This window comes from Rhodanobacteraceae bacterium, from assembly GCA_016713135.1.
Lineage (GTDB): Bacteria > Pseudomonadota > Gammaproteobacteria > Xanthomonadales > SZUA-5 > JADKFD01.
Genome location: JADJPR010000021.1, coordinates 1 through 14,950 on the forward strand (window position 1 = coordinate 1; position 14,950 = coordinate 14,950).

At 67.2% G+C, this 14,950-nt stretch carries 13 protein-coding genes and 3 pseudogenes; 7 read left to right on the forward strand and 9 right to left on the reverse strand.

The window, feature by feature from the left end:
• A partial coding sequence (locus tag IPK27_17855) for an acetolactate synthase large subunit (protein ID MBK8069416.1) occupies window positions 1-778 on the reverse strand: 778 nt, incomplete at its 3' end.
• 84 nt (window positions 779-862) lie between these two features.
• Between IPK27_17855 and IPK27_17860 the strand changes: the two genes are divergently transcribed.
• Together IPK27_17860 and IPK27_17865 are read left to right on the forward strand one after the other, a co-directional pair.
• Window positions 863-1,906, forward strand: coding sequence for a threonylcarbamoyl-AMP synthase (locus tag IPK27_17860; GenBank protein MBK8069417.1), 1,044 nt, complete (start codon window positions 863-865; stop codon window positions 1,904-1,906).
• 96 nt (window positions 1,907-2,002) lie between these two features.
• Window positions 2,003-2,140: an entericidin A/B family lipoprotein gene (locus IPK27_17865; GenBank protein ID MBK8069418.1), complete on the forward strand. Its 138-nt coding sequence runs from the start codon at window positions 2,003-2,005 to the stop codon at window positions 2,138-2,140.
• A gap of 3 nt (window positions 2,141-2,143) precedes the next feature.
• Here the strand turns inward: IPK27_17865 and IPK27_17870 are convergent, their stop codons facing one another.
• The 3 genes and pseudogenes from IPK27_17870 to IPK27_17880 all read right to left on the reverse strand — a co-directional run bounded on the left by IPK27_17870 (window position 2,144) and on the right by IPK27_17880 (window position 6,121).
• Window positions 2,144-2,809 carry a M50 family metallopeptidase gene (locus tag IPK27_17870; protein MBK8069419.1) on the reverse strand — a complete coding sequence of 222 codons (666 nt, stop codon included), beginning with the start codon at window positions 2,807-2,809 and terminating at the stop codon, window positions 2,144-2,146.
• Window positions 2,810-2,962: 153 nt separating this feature from the next.
• Window positions 2,963-3,667, reverse strand: a complete 705-nt coding sequence (locus tag IPK27_17875) for a hypothetical protein (protein MBK8069420.1) — start codon at window positions 3,665-3,667, stop codon at window positions 2,963-2,965.
• A gap of 1,379 nt (window positions 3,668-5,046) precedes the next feature.
• Window positions 5,047-6,121 (reverse strand): annotated as a pseudogene (locus tag IPK27_17880) (DUF808 domain-containing protein).
• Between the two features lie 164 nt (window positions 6,122-6,285).
• Here IPK27_17880 and IPK27_17885 point away from each other — a divergent pair.
• Together IPK27_17885 and IPK27_17890 are read left to right on the forward strand one after the other, a co-directional pair.
• Window positions 6,286-7,104 (forward strand): hypothetical protein, encoded by an 819-nt coding sequence (locus IPK27_17885; protein ID MBK8069421.1) that lies wholly within the window; start codon window positions 6,286-6,288, stop codon window positions 7,102-7,104.
• Window positions 7,105-7,119: 15 nt separating this feature from the next.
• The gene (locus IPK27_17890) at window positions 7,120-7,473 is read left to right on the forward strand and encodes a HAMP domain-containing histidine kinase (protein ID MBK8069422.1); all 354 of its coding nucleotides are present in this window, start codon (window positions 7,120-7,122) and stop codon (window positions 7,471-7,473) included.
• Between the two features lie 407 nt (window positions 7,474-7,880).
• On the opposite strand, the pseudogene IPK27_17895 reads toward IPK27_17890, so the two are convergent.
• The 3 genes and pseudogenes from IPK27_17895 to IPK27_17905 form a co-directional block, all read right to left on the reverse strand.
• Window positions 7,881-9,483, reverse strand: a pseudogene (locus IPK27_17895) (ATP-binding cassette domain-containing protein).
• A gap of 311 nt (window positions 9,484-9,794) precedes the next feature.
• Complete coding sequence (locus IPK27_17900; protein MBK8069423.1) at window positions 9,795-10,415, reverse strand: 2OG-Fe(II) oxygenase; 621 nt, start codon at window positions 10,413-10,415, stop codon at window positions 9,795-9,797.
• Window positions 10,412-10,965 (reverse strand): annotated as a pseudogene (locus tag IPK27_17905) (NUDIX hydrolase). Before IPK27_17905 ends, IPK27_17900 begins: the two are co-directional and overlap by 4 nt.
• A gap of 122 nt (window positions 10,966-11,087) precedes the next feature.
• Here IPK27_17905 and IPK27_17910 point away from each other — a divergent pair.
• Window positions 11,088-11,258, forward strand: a complete 171-nt coding sequence (locus tag IPK27_17910) for a hypothetical protein (GenBank protein MBK8069424.1) — start codon at window positions 11,088-11,090, stop codon at window positions 11,256-11,258.
• Between the two features lie 43 nt (window positions 11,259-11,301).
• Window positions 11,302-12,261: a hypothetical protein gene (locus IPK27_17915; GenBank protein ID MBK8069425.1), complete on the forward strand. Its 960-nt coding sequence runs from the start codon at window positions 11,302-11,304 to the stop codon at window positions 12,259-12,261.
• Window positions 12,262-12,435: 174 nt separating this feature from the next.
• On the opposite strand, the gene IPK27_17920 is transcribed toward IPK27_17915, so the two are convergent.
• A complete protein-coding gene (locus tag IPK27_17920; GenBank protein ID MBK8069426.1) occupies window positions 12,436-12,657 on the reverse strand; it encodes a hypothetical protein in 222 nt (73 codons plus the stop codon).
• Window positions 12,658-13,529: 872 nt separating this feature from the next.
• Complete coding sequence (locus tag IPK27_17925) at window positions 13,530-13,784, reverse strand: hypothetical protein (protein ID MBK8069427.1); 255 nt, start codon at window positions 13,782-13,784, stop codon at window positions 13,530-13,532.
• Window positions 13,785-14,705: 921 nt separating this feature from the next.
• On the opposite strand from IPK27_17925, the gene IPK27_17930 reads away from it, so the two are divergent.
• Window positions 14,706-14,918, forward strand: a complete 213-nt coding sequence (locus IPK27_17930; GenBank protein ID MBK8069428.1) for a hypothetical protein — start codon at window positions 14,706-14,708, stop codon at window positions 14,916-14,918.
• Window positions 14,919-14,950 lie beyond the last annotated feature (32 nt).

Genomic DNA, 14,950 nt, shown 5'->3' on the forward strand with positions numbered 1-14,950 from the left:
TCGCGCGGTGCACGAAGTCGCCATCGGAGAGCGCGGCGTTGCCGAGCCACAGCGGGTGCGCCTCGTCGATCACGCCCTTACCCATCTGGGTGGTGAAGAACGGAATGCCGAGCTTGTCGACGAACTCGGTCAGCATCTTCGACGTGGTCTTGCGGTTGGCACCAGCGCCGACCATCAGCAGCGGGCGCTTGGCGTTGGTGATCGCCTCCACCGCGTAGACGATCGACTTTTCGTCCGCGACCGGCCGGCGCACATGGCTGGCCTTGAGCACCTGGACTTCCGTTTCCTCGTCGGCGATGTCCTCCGGCAGCTCCAGATGGACGGCGCCGGGGCGCTCCTCATGGGCGCGGCGGAAGGCCTCGCGCACGCGCGCCGGAATGTTGTCCGAGGCGACGATCTGGCGCGTGTACTTGGTCAGCGGTTTCATCATGTCGACGATGTCGACGATCTGGAAATGCCCCTGCTTGCTGGCCTTGACCGGCTTCTGGCCGGTGATCATGAGCATCGGCATGGCGCCGAGCTGGGCATAGGCGGCCGGAGTCACGAAGTTGGTGGCGCCGGGGCCGAGCGTTGCCAGGCACACGCCGGCCTCGCCGGTGAGGCGGCCCCAGGTCGCCGCCATGAAGCCGGCGCCCTGTTCGTGGCGCGTCAGGATCAGCTTGATGCTGCTGGTGCGCAGCGATTCCAGGAAGTCGAGGTTCTCCTCTCCCGGAATGCCGAAGACGTACTTGACGCCCTCTGCTTCCAACGCTCGCACGAACAAATCCGAGGCTTTCATCCTGGGCGTCTCCTGGCGATGGGTGGCCCGATTCTGGGCGCCGTTTGTGATCAAGGTCAATGCGGATCGGAGTGATTTGTGTTGATGCGCGCGGAGGGCGCCCACGAGCATGGTTCCCGGCGAAATTCTCTATGCTTGCCGCCCGTTCGTAGCGACCCCGCCGCCTTGCCGATTCCTGCTCCCATCACCGCTGCGGTCGAGGCCTTGCGTCGGGGCGAACTCGTGGGCATGCCGACCGAGACGGTCTACGGCCTGGCGGCGGATGCGCGCAATCCGGACGCCGTGCGCGGCATCTTCGCGGCCAAGGGACGTCCCGCGGATCACCCGCTGATCGTGCATCTGGCCAGCGTGGACCAGGTGGGCGACTGGGCAGGCGAGGTGCCGCCAGCGGCGCGCGCGCTGGCAGAGGCGTTCTGGCCCGGCCCGCTGACGCTGGTGCTGCGCAAGTCGGCGCAGGTCGATCCGGTGATCACCGGTGGCCAGGACACGGTGGGCCTGCGGGTGCCGTCGCATCCGGTGGCGCAGGCGCTGCTGCGGGCTTTCGGCGGCGCCGTGGCCGCACCCTCCGCGAACCGCTTCGGCCGCATCAGCCCGACCACCGCCGAACACGTGCGCAACGAGTTCCCACAAGGCATCGCGCAGATCCTCGACGGCGGCCCGAGCGAGGTTGGCCTGGAATCCACCATCGTCGACCTGAGCGGGCCGCTGCCCCGGCTGTTGCGCCCGGGCAGCATTGCGGCCAGCGCCATCGAAGCCCTGATTGGTCCGCTGGCACGCCCCGGGGATGCTGAAGGCCCGCGCGCGAGCGGGCGACTCGCGGCGCACTACGCGCCCGGCAAGCCGCTCGAACTGGTGGCGCCATCCGAGGTGGCGCGCTGTCTCGGCGATGCGGGCGCCGACATCGCATGGCTGGTCAGCGGGCCCTTGCCGCAAGGCTGCAATGGTGAATCGCTTCCGCCCGACCCGGCCGGCTATGGCCGCGGGCTGTACGCCGCGCTGCGTCGCCTGGATGCGGGCCCGGCCGCGCGCATCGTGGTGGTGCTGCCGCCGGTGGGTGAGGACTGGGCGGCGGTGCACGATCGGCTGGGCCGCGCGGCAGCCGGCAGCGGCGGGGATCGTGCGCCCTAGGCCGTCCCATGCGCACCCGTTCACGTGCATGCCGACGCGCTGTTCCTATACTTCGCGCCGTTTCGAACCGCGAACCGACCCGAAGGAGAGCCGACAATGAACAAGCTGCGTCCGTGGATCTGGCTGCTGGCCGCGAGCCTGCTGCTGTCGCTGAGCGCCTGCAACACCGTGCAGGGCGTGGGCAAGGACCTCAAGAAGGCCGGCCAGAAGATCGAGGACACCGCGAAGAAGTGAGCCTCAGGGCGGCGGCGCCGGATCGGCGCGCCGCCCGCCCAGGCTCCAGCGCACCGCGATGACGCAAATCACCAGCGACACCACGAGCCAGATCCCGCCCCACAGCCAGGTGGTGCCGCCGATCTCCTCGGCCAACATGCGCGCGTCCGAGCGCAGGTGCGAGCGTTCGATGGTGTCGCTGAAGATGTCGCGTGGCACGTACAGCAGGCTCATCACGCCGATCAAGCGCAGCGAATAGTCGCTGGCGACCGGCGGTAGCCAGCGGGCGATGGCCAGCATCGCGGCGGCCATGCCGATGCCGTAGGCGAGCCCGAAGGCATTGCGCATGAAAAGCACGGTGGCGAGCGCCATGCACAGCGCCACGCTGGCGAGGATCGCGCGGTCATGCCGGCTGCGGCTGCTGGCGACCAGCAGCGCAGCGCCGATCACCAGCGAGCCGAGGTAGCCGGCGCTCAGGGTCAGGAAGCGGTTTCCGCCCGCGCTCAGCACCTCGCCGCCGCGGTCGACCGTGACTTGCATCGCCACGACCTTGCCGCCAGTCAGCAGAGTCATCGCCGCGTGTGCGGACTCGTGGAAGAACACCACGAGGATTTCCAGCGGCGCGGTCCAGGCCGAACCGCCGAAATACATGAGCACTGCGGCGACCAGGCTCAGGCCGGCAAGTGTCATCAGCGGATGCGGTTCGGGAGTGCCGACGGACATCGGGGCGGCCTGCGCGTGGACGGATCGGTAGATTACAGGCTGCTCAAACGCGAAAGGCCGGCAGATGGCCGGCCTTCCGTTTCAGGCGTGTTGCGAGACTCGTCCAGCGCTTCCCCTGGCTCAGGGCGCCAGCGAGCGCGCCACCAGGGCTTCGCCGGGCAGGTTGTCGTGCTCGCGCACCAGGCGCAAATCGAGCCGACCGTTGCCGAGGTTCACCAGCGGCGCCTGCGGCGCACCGCCGGTATCGACATCGCCGGCCACGTTTTCGGCAATCACCACATCCTCGATGTCCGCCGTGCCGTAGTTCAGGACGGTGGACGCCAGCGCGACGCCTTCATAGCGGCGCGAGAGCTGGTTGCCCTGGAAAGTGGTCGAATTCAGCCAGAGCTTGCCCCAGTTGACGATGGTGCCGGCATCGCGCGAGGCGCCGGCCACCGTGTTGAAGCTGATCTCGCAATGCGACAGGCGCATCTCGCCGTAGTTCTCGACGATGGCCGAGGCGCCGCGCGCGGTGCTGTCGACCAGCGCCACCCGGCGCAGTTCGGTGGTGCCGTGGTTGCGGATCGAGCCCATCGAACCTTCCGCGAGGATGACCTGCTCGAGTCGCAGATGACCCGTTTCGGCGACATGGAACAGGCGGAAATCGCTGTTGGAATAGCGCCGCAGTTCGGCGCCGTTGCCGCGGATCACGATCGGCGTGGTGATCTCCGGCAGCGCGGCCTTCTGGTTCTCGGCGTACACCTTGCCCAGTGAGTACAGCCCACGCTCCAGGGTGATGATGTCTGCTTCGGGTGTCTGATTGGCGGCGTTGATCGCGGCGACCAAGCCATCGGTCGATTCTGACCGGGAAGATGGTCGTCGATTGCGCCGAGGTCGACACGAGCAGACCGGTGAGGGTGGCGGTGAGCAGGGTGGGGCGCCCCGCCGCGCGCCGATTCAGCGTCATGCGGTTCTCCTGGCACGAGATGTGGCGGATGAATGCATCATGAACCACAAGGTTTAGTGCGATCCATCAGCGGGCGCCGAAATGTGACTGGAAATCGCGGCAAAGGCGCGAAAAATCAGACGAACGGCCAGATCCGCGAGAGCCTGACCCTACGGCCAGGTATGGGTCTGAATGGGAGTCGCGGCGATTGATCGCATATATCGAACGGGGTGATTCGAAATCGTCAACATTCGTGCGCGTCGCGCCTTGGCAGGCTCACCCGTGATGCGAGCAGCGCCCCGGCCAGAGATCGCCGCGGCGCCAAGAAAGCTCGCACGGCCATCGCCGAGTTCCCACAGGGCGCCCGCCAGCGAATGGCCGAGTACGCCGCCGAGGCCTGAGCTGAACCCGTACAGCAAGCCCTGACCATGCACGCCGGTCCGCCCGGGAAAGAACTGGCTGATCGCCTGCATGCTGGTGCTGTGGAAAGCGGCGAAAGTGAAGGCATGCCCGAGCTGCGCCAGGCCGATCGCCAGCGGGTAGTGCGGCAGCATCGCGGTGACCACCCAGCGCAGGCTGCCGATGGCGAAACAAACGACCATCAGCCGCCGCGGGATCGACTCTGGCGCCTGCAGGCGCGGGATCACCAGGAACATGCCGATCTCGGCGATCACGCCGATCGACCACATCAGTCCCACCGCCTGCGGCGCGTAGCCGTGCCGGTCCAGGTGCAGCGACAGGAACACATAGAAGGCACCGTGGCTCAACTGCATCGCCAGGGCAGTGGCCAGGAAGATCCAGAGCGGACGCTCGCGCCAGCGCGGCAGCACATCGGTGCGGAAGCCGCCGCCGGACTCCTTTGCCAGCGTCGGCGCGTCGTCGTTGATCCACGCGGCCGCCACCAGCAGCGCGAACACCGGCAGCAGGGTGGCGACCAGCCAGCCGTAGCCGAGGATCTGCAGCAGCCAGCCGAAGCCCAGGTTGGCCAGCACGAAGCCCACGGATCCCCACACCCGGATGCGCCCGTAGGCCGATTTGCGCTCGCCCAGTCGCGCGAGCGTGAGCGCCTCGAACTGCGGCATGATCGCGTTGTAGACGCTGGCATAGGCCAGCATCACCAGCACCACGCCAGCAAAACCGAGCGGCAGCAGGAACAGCGCGAAGCAGGCCAGCGTAGCCAGCGCGCCTGCACGCAGCCACAGGATCGGACGGGCCGCGCGCGCCGTGGCCGATCCCCACAACGACGGCGCCAGCACGCGCGAGCCATACCACAGGCTCATCACCACGCCGATCTGCCAGGCGCTGAGCCCGCGAGTCTCCAGGTAGGGCGCGAAATAGGGGGCAAAGGCGCCCAGCGCGCCGAGGTAGGCGAAATAGAACGCCGACAGCCGCCAGTAGGGAACGCCAGCCAAGGCGGCGCGCCCGCGCCCTTCTTGCCGAACAGTTTCTTGCCCAGGCCCACGATCGCGAGCACGATCGCACCTGCGATGATGCCGATGATGGCCTCCAGGGCGATTGCGGTCAGCAGGTTCAGCGCGCTGCCGCTGGCGCCGGCCACCGCGCTCGCATGTTCGACGAAATGATGCAGCGCCGGCACGCCATGGATGATGATCGCGCCGCCGACCATGAACATCGCCGCGGTGCCGAGCACCGACAGCGACTTCATCAGCAGCGGCGCCGCGCGCAGGATCAACGCGCCGAGCTTGCGCTGGATCGCCTTGCCGGCGCCTTCCATCCGATTCAGGTAGTAGCCGAAGTCGTCCAGCTTGACGATCGCGCCAACCAGGCCGTAAACGCCCACCGTCATCAGGATGGCGATGGCGCACAGCACCGCGACCTGCTTGCCGAAACTCGCGGCGGCCACGCTGCCGAGCGTGATCACGATGATCTCGGCCGACAGAATGAAGTCGGTGCGCACCGCGCCTTTGATCTTCTCTTTCTCGAAGGCCACGAGGTCCACTTTCGATTGGCCACCGCGTGCAGCAGTTCCTTGTGATGCTGCGCGTCTTCCGCCGGGCTGTGCAGGTACTTGTGCGCCAGCTTCTCCACGCCCTCGTAGCAGAGGAACAGGCCGCCGAGCATCAGCAGCGGGATGATCGCCCACGGCGTGACCGCGCTGATGGCCAGCGCTGCAGGCACCAGGATCACCTTGTTGATCATCGAGCCTTGGCCACCGCCCAGACCACCGGCAGCTCGCGTTCCGAGGCCACGCCTGCCACCTGCTGTGCGTTGAGCGCGAGGTCATCTCCGAGCACGCCGGCGGTCTTCTTCGCGGCGACCTTGGTCATCACCGCGACGTCATCGAGCAGCGTGGCGATGTCGTCCAGCAGCGCGAACAGGCTGGAACCGGCCATGGCGAGTCTCGCAGGCAGAAGGATGGCCGCGGAGCAGCGCGGCTGGCGCATGCCCCTGCGGTGTGGCCGATGTTCCGGTCTTCGCGCGCTTTGCAGGCGCAGGACGGCAGACTACGCATCGCCGGGTACCCGCCTGGCGCCCGAATCGACCTTGGATCGGATCCATGCCTCATTCCAGACCCTCCGGCCTGCGCGCCAAGCTCGGTGTCGCATTCATCCTGCAGGCGGCCGCCATCTCCTGCGGTACCGTGCTCGGCGTCTACGCCGCCGCGGCGGTGCTCGAAGACGTGCTGATCAAGCGCGCGCTGCGCGAGGAGACTGCGCACTACGTCCAGTTGCTCGAACGCAATCCGGTGCACCCGACACCGGATACCCACAACATGAAGGGCTACATGCAGCGGCCTGGCGACACCGACGAGGTGATTCCGGACAACCTGCGTGGCCTCGGCCCCGGATTTCACGTCCTGCGGCAGGGCGGCAGCCGGGCGCTGGTGTTCGTGTCCGATGCCAAGCCGGGCCGGCTGTTCCTGGTGATCGACCAGGCGCACATCGCGCCAGCTCGCGCTGTTTTCGGCCTGATTCCGCTGACCCTGGTGCTGCTGTTCATCTACCTCGCCACCTGGCTTACCTACCGCCTGTCGCGGCGCGCCATTTCACCGGTAATCTGGCTCGCCAGCGAAGTGCGCGGCTGGGACCCGAAGAATCCGGACTTCAGCACCCTGGCCCCTGAGCGCATGCCACCGGAGATCGAGGGCGAGACCCAGGCCCTCGCGGAGGCCATCTATGGTTTCGGCAAGCGCATCGGCGAGTTCGTCGAGCGCGAGCGCATCTTCACCCGCGACGCCAGCCACGAGCTGCGCACGCCGCTGACGGTGATCAAGATGGCCAGCGAGGTGCTCATCAGCGACGGCCAACTGACGACTACGGCATGCGCAACGCACAGCGGATCGCCGCCGCCGCCGCGCGCGACATGGAGTCGCTGATCGAGGCCCCTGCTGATGGCGCGCGAGGCCGAGAACGCTCTGCCGGCGGACGATTTTGCCGTCAACTCGGTGGTGCACGACGAGATCGAGCGCGCCGAGGCGCTGGTCGGCGACAAGCCGATCAAGCTGGAGCTGGTCGAGCGTGCGCAGTTCTGCCTGCACGCGCCCTCCAAGGTGGTCGCGGTGCTGATCGGCAACCTGATCCGCAATGCGGTGGCCCACACCGACCAGGGCCACGTCCGGGTCACGGTGGAACTCGGCATGGTGACGGTCGAGGACACCGGCGTCGGCATGTCGGAGGAGGACCTCAGCAGATCTTCCAGCCCTTCTTCCGCGCCAAGCACGGGCGCCGCGGCGGCCACGGCGTAGGCCTGACCATCGTCAAGCGCCTGTCCGATCGTTTCCAGTGGCCCATCGAGTTCGAGAGCGAGCCGGGCAAGGGAACCACCGTGCGCGTGCGCTTCCCCAATTGCGCCCAGGTCAAGTGCGCCACCGATCCGCGCGCCTGAGGCGGGAGCGCACCCGAATTGGCGGGAAAAGGACTGAACAGAGAGACGTCTTACCGCAAAGGACGCAAAGGGCGCAATGGAGAGCCACGGTCGCCGTACGGCCTGCGTTGAGATCGATGGCGACCAGGCAATCACACTGGTTGCAATGACCAGCGTCAGCGCAGGACGCCCAGAACACCTGACCGGCTTCTCTTTGCGCCCTTGCATTCCCCTTTGCGCCCTTTGCGTCAAACGCTCTTTTGGTCCGTCCGGGCAACGGCCCGAACCTCAAACGAGCTGCAAGCGCGCCAGTTCCGCGTACAGGCCGCCCTGGGCGAGCAGTTCCTCGTGGCTGCCCTGAGCGACGATGCGACCCGCGTCGAGCACGACGATGCGGTCGGCCTTCTTTACCGTGGCCAGGCGGTGCGCGATCACCAGCGAGGTGCGACCGGCCATCAGGTGTTCCAGCGCGTGCTGCACGGCGCGCTCGCTCTGCGCGTCGAGCGCGCTGGTGGCCTCGTCGAGCAGCAGGATCGAGGCGTCGCGCAGCAGCGCGCGGGCGATCACCACACGCTGCTGCTGGCCGCCCGAGAGGCGCACGCCGCGCTCGCCAAGATACGTGTCCAGCCCTGCGGCAGCGCGCGACAGGAAGTCCCAGGCCTCGGCCGCGCGGGCGGCGGCTTCCACTTCCTCGCGGCTGGCTTCGGGCCGGCCGTAGCGGATGTTCTCCAGCGCGCTGGTGCCGAAGATCACCGGATCCTGCGGCACCAGGGCGAACAGGCGGCGCAGGTCAGCGACGCGTAGTTCGCGCAGGTCCACGCCGTCCACCCGGATGCAGCCCTGGTCGGGATCGTGGAAGCGCAGCAGCAACTGGAACAGGTGCTCTTGCCGGCACCGGACGGTCCGACCAGGGCAACGGTCTCGCCGGCACGGATTTCGAGGTCGATGCCACTCAGCGCCGGCGTGTCCGGGCGCGAGGGATAGCGGAAGCCGACTCCGTCGAAGCGGATCGATTCCCGGATCGCAGTCGGCGCCGCGTCCGGAGTAGCGGGATCGGCGATCTTTGGCGTCATCTGCAGCAGTTCGGCGAGCCGGCCCATGGCGCCGGATGCGCGCTGCACATCGCCCCAGACCTCGCTGACCGCACCCACCGAGCCGGCTGCCATCACCGCATAGAGCACGAACTGGCCAAGTTCGCCGCCCGACAGCGTGCCCGCCAGTACCTGCTTGGCGCCGATCCACAGCACCACCGTGACCGCGCCGAACACCAGCACGATCACCGCCGCCGTCAGGCTGGCGCGCATCGAATGCGGCGCTTGGCCGTGGCCAGGGTGCGCCGCACCGCATCGCCGAAGCGCGTCGACTCGCGCGCCTCGGCCACATTCGCCTGCACGGTGTGGATCGCATTGAAGGTTTCGCCGGCAATCGCCGACGAATCGGCGATGCGGTCCTGGCTCTCGCGCGAGAGTTTTTCCACGCGACGACCGAAAATCAGGATCGGCGCCACCACCAGCGGGATGCCGAGCACGATCAGCAGCGACAGCCGCGGGCTGGTCACCACCAGCATGATCATCGATCCGGTCAGCGTGACCAGGCTGCGCAGCGCCACCGACGCGCTGGAGCCCACCACGGTCTGGATCAACTCGGTATCCGCGGTCAGCCGGCTGAGCAACTCGCCGGTGCGCGTGGTCTCGTAGAAGGACTGCTCGAGCCTGAGCAGGTGGTCGTAGACCGCGCGGCGCAGGTCCGCCATGACCTGCTCGCCCAGCCGGGTGACGAAGTAAAAGCGTGCCGCGGTGCCGATCGCCAGCACCAACGCCACCCCGAGCAGGGCAAGGAAATAGCGGTCTACATAGGCCGCATTCGCCTTGGAGAAACCATGGTCGATCATCTGCCCGATCGCGCTCGGCAGGGACAGCGAGGCCACCGATGCCACCAGCAGGAAGCCCAGGGCGCCTGCGATCGGGCCGCGATAGGGGGCGCAGGAAGGGGCGCGAGCGCCGCCAATGGCTTGATCGATCGGGACTTTTTCGGACACGGATTGGGCGACGTTTGGCGCGCGGCGCCGGGGAACCGCTGTTCATGGGGGGCGGAACCGACCGACGAGGTGGCCAGGTGCGCCCGCGGAGCGGCGGTCGGATGGGCCATCGGATTGCCCCTGGCGGCCGCAGAACCTGACTCGCAACGCGTCCGGAGGATTCCCTACAGTGGCAGCGTCCGCGCCGTCCGCCGGCGCATCCAGCACGCCACGCTGTAGCGATCTCGTTGCGTTGCCAGTACCTCGTGTTCGATTTCGCCGCTCAGGAACAGCACCAGTTGCCCGGGTTCCGGTGCGATGTCGATCGAGACCTCGCCGTCCGGGCCTTCCAGGTAGATGCGCAACTCGCCACCAAAACGCGGTTGCCAGGGGTCGCCGAGGTGGATCACGGCGGAGACTGCGCGCGCGTCCTCGTCGCGGAAACGGTCGAGGTGGCGGCGGTAGGCGCCTCCTGGTGGATAGTGGGCAAAATGCGCTTCGCTCGCAATCAAGCCCAGGTACAGGCGCTCATTCAGTGCGGAGCGCAGGCCTTCCAGGCGCGCCAGGAGGACGCCGACGCACGGCGCCGGATCGTCCGGTTCCAGCCACTGGATCGAATCACCGCGTACCTCGGTTGTGCGCAGGGTGGCATTGCCGCGGCCCACGCGCGCGCCGGGGTCAGACGCCTGCGGCGGCGCGCGACCTGGCGGTGTCGAGCAGTGCCTGCCGCAAGTGCGTGTCGAGCCAGTCGCCCACCACCAGCCAGCGGTCGGTGGCGAGGGCGTCGGCGATCCGGTCGTGGTCAGTCACGCGCGTGCGGCTCACCGCGGGCGTCGCGCTCCAGGAAGTAGATGCCGGCGTAGACCTTTGGATCCACGGCGTAGCCTTCGGCCATGCGCTCGGCGACGAAGCGGCGACGCCGGCGCGCGGTACCTCGTGCACCGTGATGTTCTCGTCCCCGGCACCGCCGCCCGCGTGCACGCGCGTGAGGCCGGTGGCGCGCACGAAATGCATGACCTCGGTGGTCATGCCCGCAGAGCTGGGACCGGCCATGATCGACTCGATGTGTTCGGCCTGCCAGCCGGTTTCCTCCAGCAATTCCCGCTGGGCGCTTTCGCGCCAAGACTCGTCGGCGAAGGCGCTCTCATCGCCGATCAGGCCCGCCGGAAACTCCAGGGTACGCGACTGGATCGGGATGCGATATTGCTCGACCATGAGGACGGTCTCCGCGGGCGTGATCGCCACGATCACAACCGCACCCTGGGGGTTCAGTCGCTCCGCGTACTCCCAGTTCCCGCGCCGACACAGGCGAAGGTGATGGCCGGCGTGAAGGACCTGCGAAGACTGTTGGGACATGGGCGGGAACTTTTGCTGTGGTCGAGAGTCAGCTTGCAACCCGCGATAATGCCATTGCCGCCGCTCGTCTCCAGCGCGACGCGTGCCTTTCCTTCGTCTGCAGTCACTTTCGAACCGGATCCATGAACTCCAAGACTCTGCTGATCAGCCTGTCCGCTGCCGCGCTCTGGTGCGCAGCCTCCTCGGTGTCCGCCCAGGCCTTGCGTCAGGCACCGCCGCCGTTGCCCACCGATACCGAGGTCGAGCTGGCAAAGATCCAGCGATATCATCAACGAGTTGATGCGCCGCGCTGACGAGTGGAAGGGCAACAAGGATTTGCGTCGATACACCTATGCCATGGAGCGCCTGCTGAAGTTGCGCCCCTACGGTCCGACCTTCCTGTACCGGCTGTCGGAGGCGTACGCGATGCAGGATCAGAAGACCAAGGCATACAACCCTGCTGATCCAGGTTCAGAAACAAGGGCTGGCGTTGAACCCGGAGGCGGACAAGGATTTCGACCCGATCCGCAACACCCAGGTCTTCCAGTTTTTGCGCTCGCCGTGGACGACGCCCGCGGTTTCCTGTGGGTGGGAACGGCCGGGGCGCCGCAGTATGAGAAGCACCGCCCAGAGGAACTCGGCGGTGCGGCGCTGCTGAAGTTCGATCTGGCGAGTGGCAAGATCCTCGAAGCCTATCCGATGGCACCCGGTGAGACCCCACGGATGTTCGGCGCGATCACGGTTGCCGCCAACGGGACGGTCTACGCCACCGACGCGATTTCGAACGTGGTCTACCAGGTCCAGGGCGGCGAGATGCGCACGTTGTTCGCGGTACCCGGATCGACCAGCCTGCGTGGTCTGGCGGTGAGTCCGGACCAGCGGTACCTCTACTTTGTGGACTATGAACTGGGATTGCGTGTCGCGGACCTCAGCAAGAGCGAGATCCGCGAGCTGGCGATGGACTTGCAGAATCTGGGTGGCATCGACGGCCTGAGCTACTACCAGGGCCAACTGATCGCCGTGCAGAACGGCACCATTCCCACCCGCGTCATTCGCATCAAGCTCGGTGACGACCGCGTCTCCGTCGTGGGCGTCCAGCCGCTGGAAGCGAACAAGGACGAACTGGTGATGCCGACCTTCGGCACGTTGGTCGGCGATGACTACTTCATCGCCAACAGTCAGCGTGACGTCTACGCAGCGGATGGCAAGCCGATGGAAGGCGTGCTGCCGGAAGATCGCGTGCTGTACAAAGCGTCGGCACGATTCGCCTGGGGAGACGGCCGTGAAGGGTGGCCATTGGGCGCTCCGGCGAAGTAAGCGCCGGGGGTCATGCCGCGCCGGCGTGGCGGGCCGCGATGGCCTCGGCACGCCGGCGCAGGAAGCGGGCCGAATCCCAGGTTGTCGAAGAGCGTGCGCAGGGCGTCCAGGTCGGGCGCCCGCGGCTTCAAGCGGCAAGGTCCGCTGGCACCGGTGCCTCGCAATGGATGGCACTCAGGCGTCGCGACAGATAGGCCTGCTCACGTTGTGCCTTAAGTCTGGCCTGCAGCGCCTTGCACCCCGAATACCGATTCTCTCGACTTCATCGATGCGCCGGTAGATCTCGTCGAGATCTCCGAAATGCTGCAGCAGCCGGGCGGCACCCAACTGCCCGATGCCGCGCACGCCGGGGATGTTGTCGATCGGGTCGCCGGCCAGTGCGAGCAGATCGGCCATTTGCTCAGGCCGCACGCCGAAGCGCTCCTTGACCGCTTTGCGATCGAAGCGACGGTCGCGCCCGAAATCCCATTGTTCGTCGCCTTCACCCCAGCAACTGGGTCAGGTCCTTGTCGGCCGATGACCAGGACCGGGTGCCCGTGCGTGCGCGCGCCACGCGCGCCAGCGATCCGATCAAATCGTCGGCTTCGAAGCGGGCATCCCGCGTGCGTGCTGGCGCCGAGGTGCCGCGCGATCGCGCGGCAGTGCGCGAACTGGCGGCGCAACAGCGCGCCCCGTCGGGCGGTCCGCGATTGGCCTTGTAGGCCAGGTAGATTTTGCTGGCGAAAGCCGCTGCCCAGGGATTCGCTCCAAGCAGACGGCGAGGTACTTCGGTCGCAGGTGTTCGAGCAGCTGCAGCACGGGAAAGCTGGCGAAGCCCCCGCCCGCATAAGTCGGCCAGCCCTCGCGATCGCGCCAGTCCGGCGGCAATGCATGCCAGGAGCGGAAGATGTGGGGAGATGGCATCGACGAGGCGCGATCGCCGTTCCCGCCCATCACGATGCTGGCATGTCGGACGGCCGCCAGTCGATGACGATCTGCTCGTAGCGCGGGCGCTCCCCGGTCGGGACGTCCGCCTTCGGCGTGCCGACATGGATGAAGGCCACCACACGCTCGTTTGCTCCGAGAGGCCGAGCAGGCGCGTGGCCTGCGCATCGTGTGCTGGCCAACGGTGACCCACTGGGCGCCGTAGCCGAGTGCGCAGGAGGCAATCAGCAGGTTCTGCGCCAAAGCGCCGGCGGACAGGAGCTTGCTCCACCTCCGGGATCTTGTGTGCCCGGGCGTGATCCTTGCGATGACCACCAGCGACAGCGGCGCATGCGCGAAGCGGTTCAAGTCCTTGGCGCGGGTGGATCCGTCGAGTTCGCCGCGCGCGCGCCTCGTAGCGCCACCAGGGGCTTCCGAGGCCGGACCGGCAGCGCTCCGTCGTGAGCAGCCGCCACGGTTGCAATTTCATGGTCCGACACGCGCACTGCGGCCTCGACCAGCGCGCGCAGTTCGATCTCGGTGGGGGCGGCAGCCGAGCAGCTTGGCCGGCGTCGGGAGCGGCGCGAGGTCAGTGGGTGCAGGCGGGTTTCGATGCTCATGGCGGCAGGGTTGCGCGGCGATGCGCGGAGTCTCTACGTCGATGGGGCCCGGGACTGCCGACTCGGGGACTCGGGAAAGTCCCAGTGGCCCTGCCGGTGCGCTTGTTCCGCGCAGCGAACCGCTGACTCTCGCAAGATCGCGGACTGTATCTGGACGCAAAGGACGCAAAGGACGCAAAGAAGATCAACACGATACAGCGTTAAGGTCCCCCGGCACTTGAGGTCTTTGCATCGTTGCGTCCTTTGCGTACTCAATCTACAGGTCGTCGTTCTGGCGCAGGAAGAAAATTTCATATGAATTCAACAACCTGTGGCATGTTCGGTGAAAAACGCAGGGAAAGTTTGGCGAGATCCGGCGACCCTGCTCGAAGGTGTTCTGGGCTGCGTTCTTCCGCTCTTCCGCCCGCTCTCTGCGTCCTGCTTCTGGCATCGGCCATCCGCATCCCCAGTCCAGGCTGGTTGAGGCCTCGGCGCGCTTGGGATGCTGTCGCCGTGGGTGGCAGACCCGTGAAGATCGATGGACCCCGCGGCAATAACCGGGATCGATCGAGGGCGGAATCGTGGGGGTTCCTGCTGCTCCAGCGCCGTGTAGTTCCTGGGCTGCCGGTCTGCCCGGGCGCGCCGCCACCCGTCATCGATCCGGCGAGTTCTCGTGTTGCGCCTGGCGCTTGCAGTCCGCACCGTTTTGCCATGCTGACGAAACGAGTTAGGGAGAACCGAATGTCACTGATCATCGGAGTTCCAAGAGAGATCGTCGGAGGCGAAAAGGCGTCGCGACCGTCCCCGGAGTATCGAGAAGCTGATCAAGCTGGGCTTCAAGGTCGCGGTCGAAGCGGGCGCCGGCGATGCCGCGCTAACTGCAGCGCGACGATAGCTACTGCGCGCTGTGGGCGCCAGCATCGTCGTAGGAGGCCGCGCCGCGTGCTGTGGGCGGAGTCCGACATCGTCCTCAAGGTCGCCGTTCCGACCACCGAGGAAGTCGGCTCGTTGCGCGAGGGTGGCACCCTGATCGGCTTCATCTGGCCGGCGGTAGAACCCGGAACTGATGCAGCAACTGGCCGCGAAGAAGGCCACGGTGCTCGCCATCGACCGCTGCCGCGCACCTCAGCCGCGCGCAGAAGATGGATGCGCTGACCTCCCAGGCGGGCGTTGCCGGGTATCGCGCG

Excerpts from the sequence above, each read along its gene's own strand:
- IPK27_17860 (MBK8069417.1), top strand. The coding sequence starts at position 863 with ATGCGCGCGGAGGGCGCCCACGAGCATGGTTCCCGGCGAAATTCTCTA.
- IPK27_17865 (MBK8069418.1), top strand. The coding sequence starts at position 2,003 with ATGAACAAGCTGCGTCCGTGGATCTGGCTGCTGGCCGCGAGCCTGCTG.
- IPK27_17870 (MBK8069419.1), bottom strand. The coding sequence starts at position 2,809 with ATGACACTTGCCGGCCTGAGCCTGGTCGCCGCAGTGCTCATGTATTTC.
- IPK27_17885 (MBK8069421.1), top strand. The coding sequence starts at position 6,286 with ATGCCTCATTCCAGACCCTCCGGCCTGCGCGCCAAGCTCGGTGTCGCA.
- IPK27_17890 (MBK8069422.1), top strand. The coding sequence starts at position 7,120 with ATGGCGCGCGAGGCCGAGAACGCTCTGCCGGCGGACGATTTTGCCGTC.
- IPK27_17910 (MBK8069424.1), top strand. The coding sequence starts at position 11,088 with ATGAACTCCAAGACTCTGCTGATCAGCCTGTCCGCTGCCGCGCTCTGG.
- IPK27_17915 (MBK8069425.1), top strand. The coding sequence starts at position 11,302 with ATGGAGCGCCTGCTGAAGTTGCGCCCCTACGGTCCGACCTTCCTGTAC.
- IPK27_17920 (MBK8069426.1), bottom strand. The coding sequence starts at position 12,657 with ATGGCCGATCTGCTCGCACTGGCCGGCGACCCGATCGACAACATCCCC.
- IPK27_17925 (MBK8069427.1), bottom strand. The coding sequence starts at position 13,784 with ATGAGCATCGAAACCCGCCTGCACCCACTGACCTCGCGCCGCTCCCGA.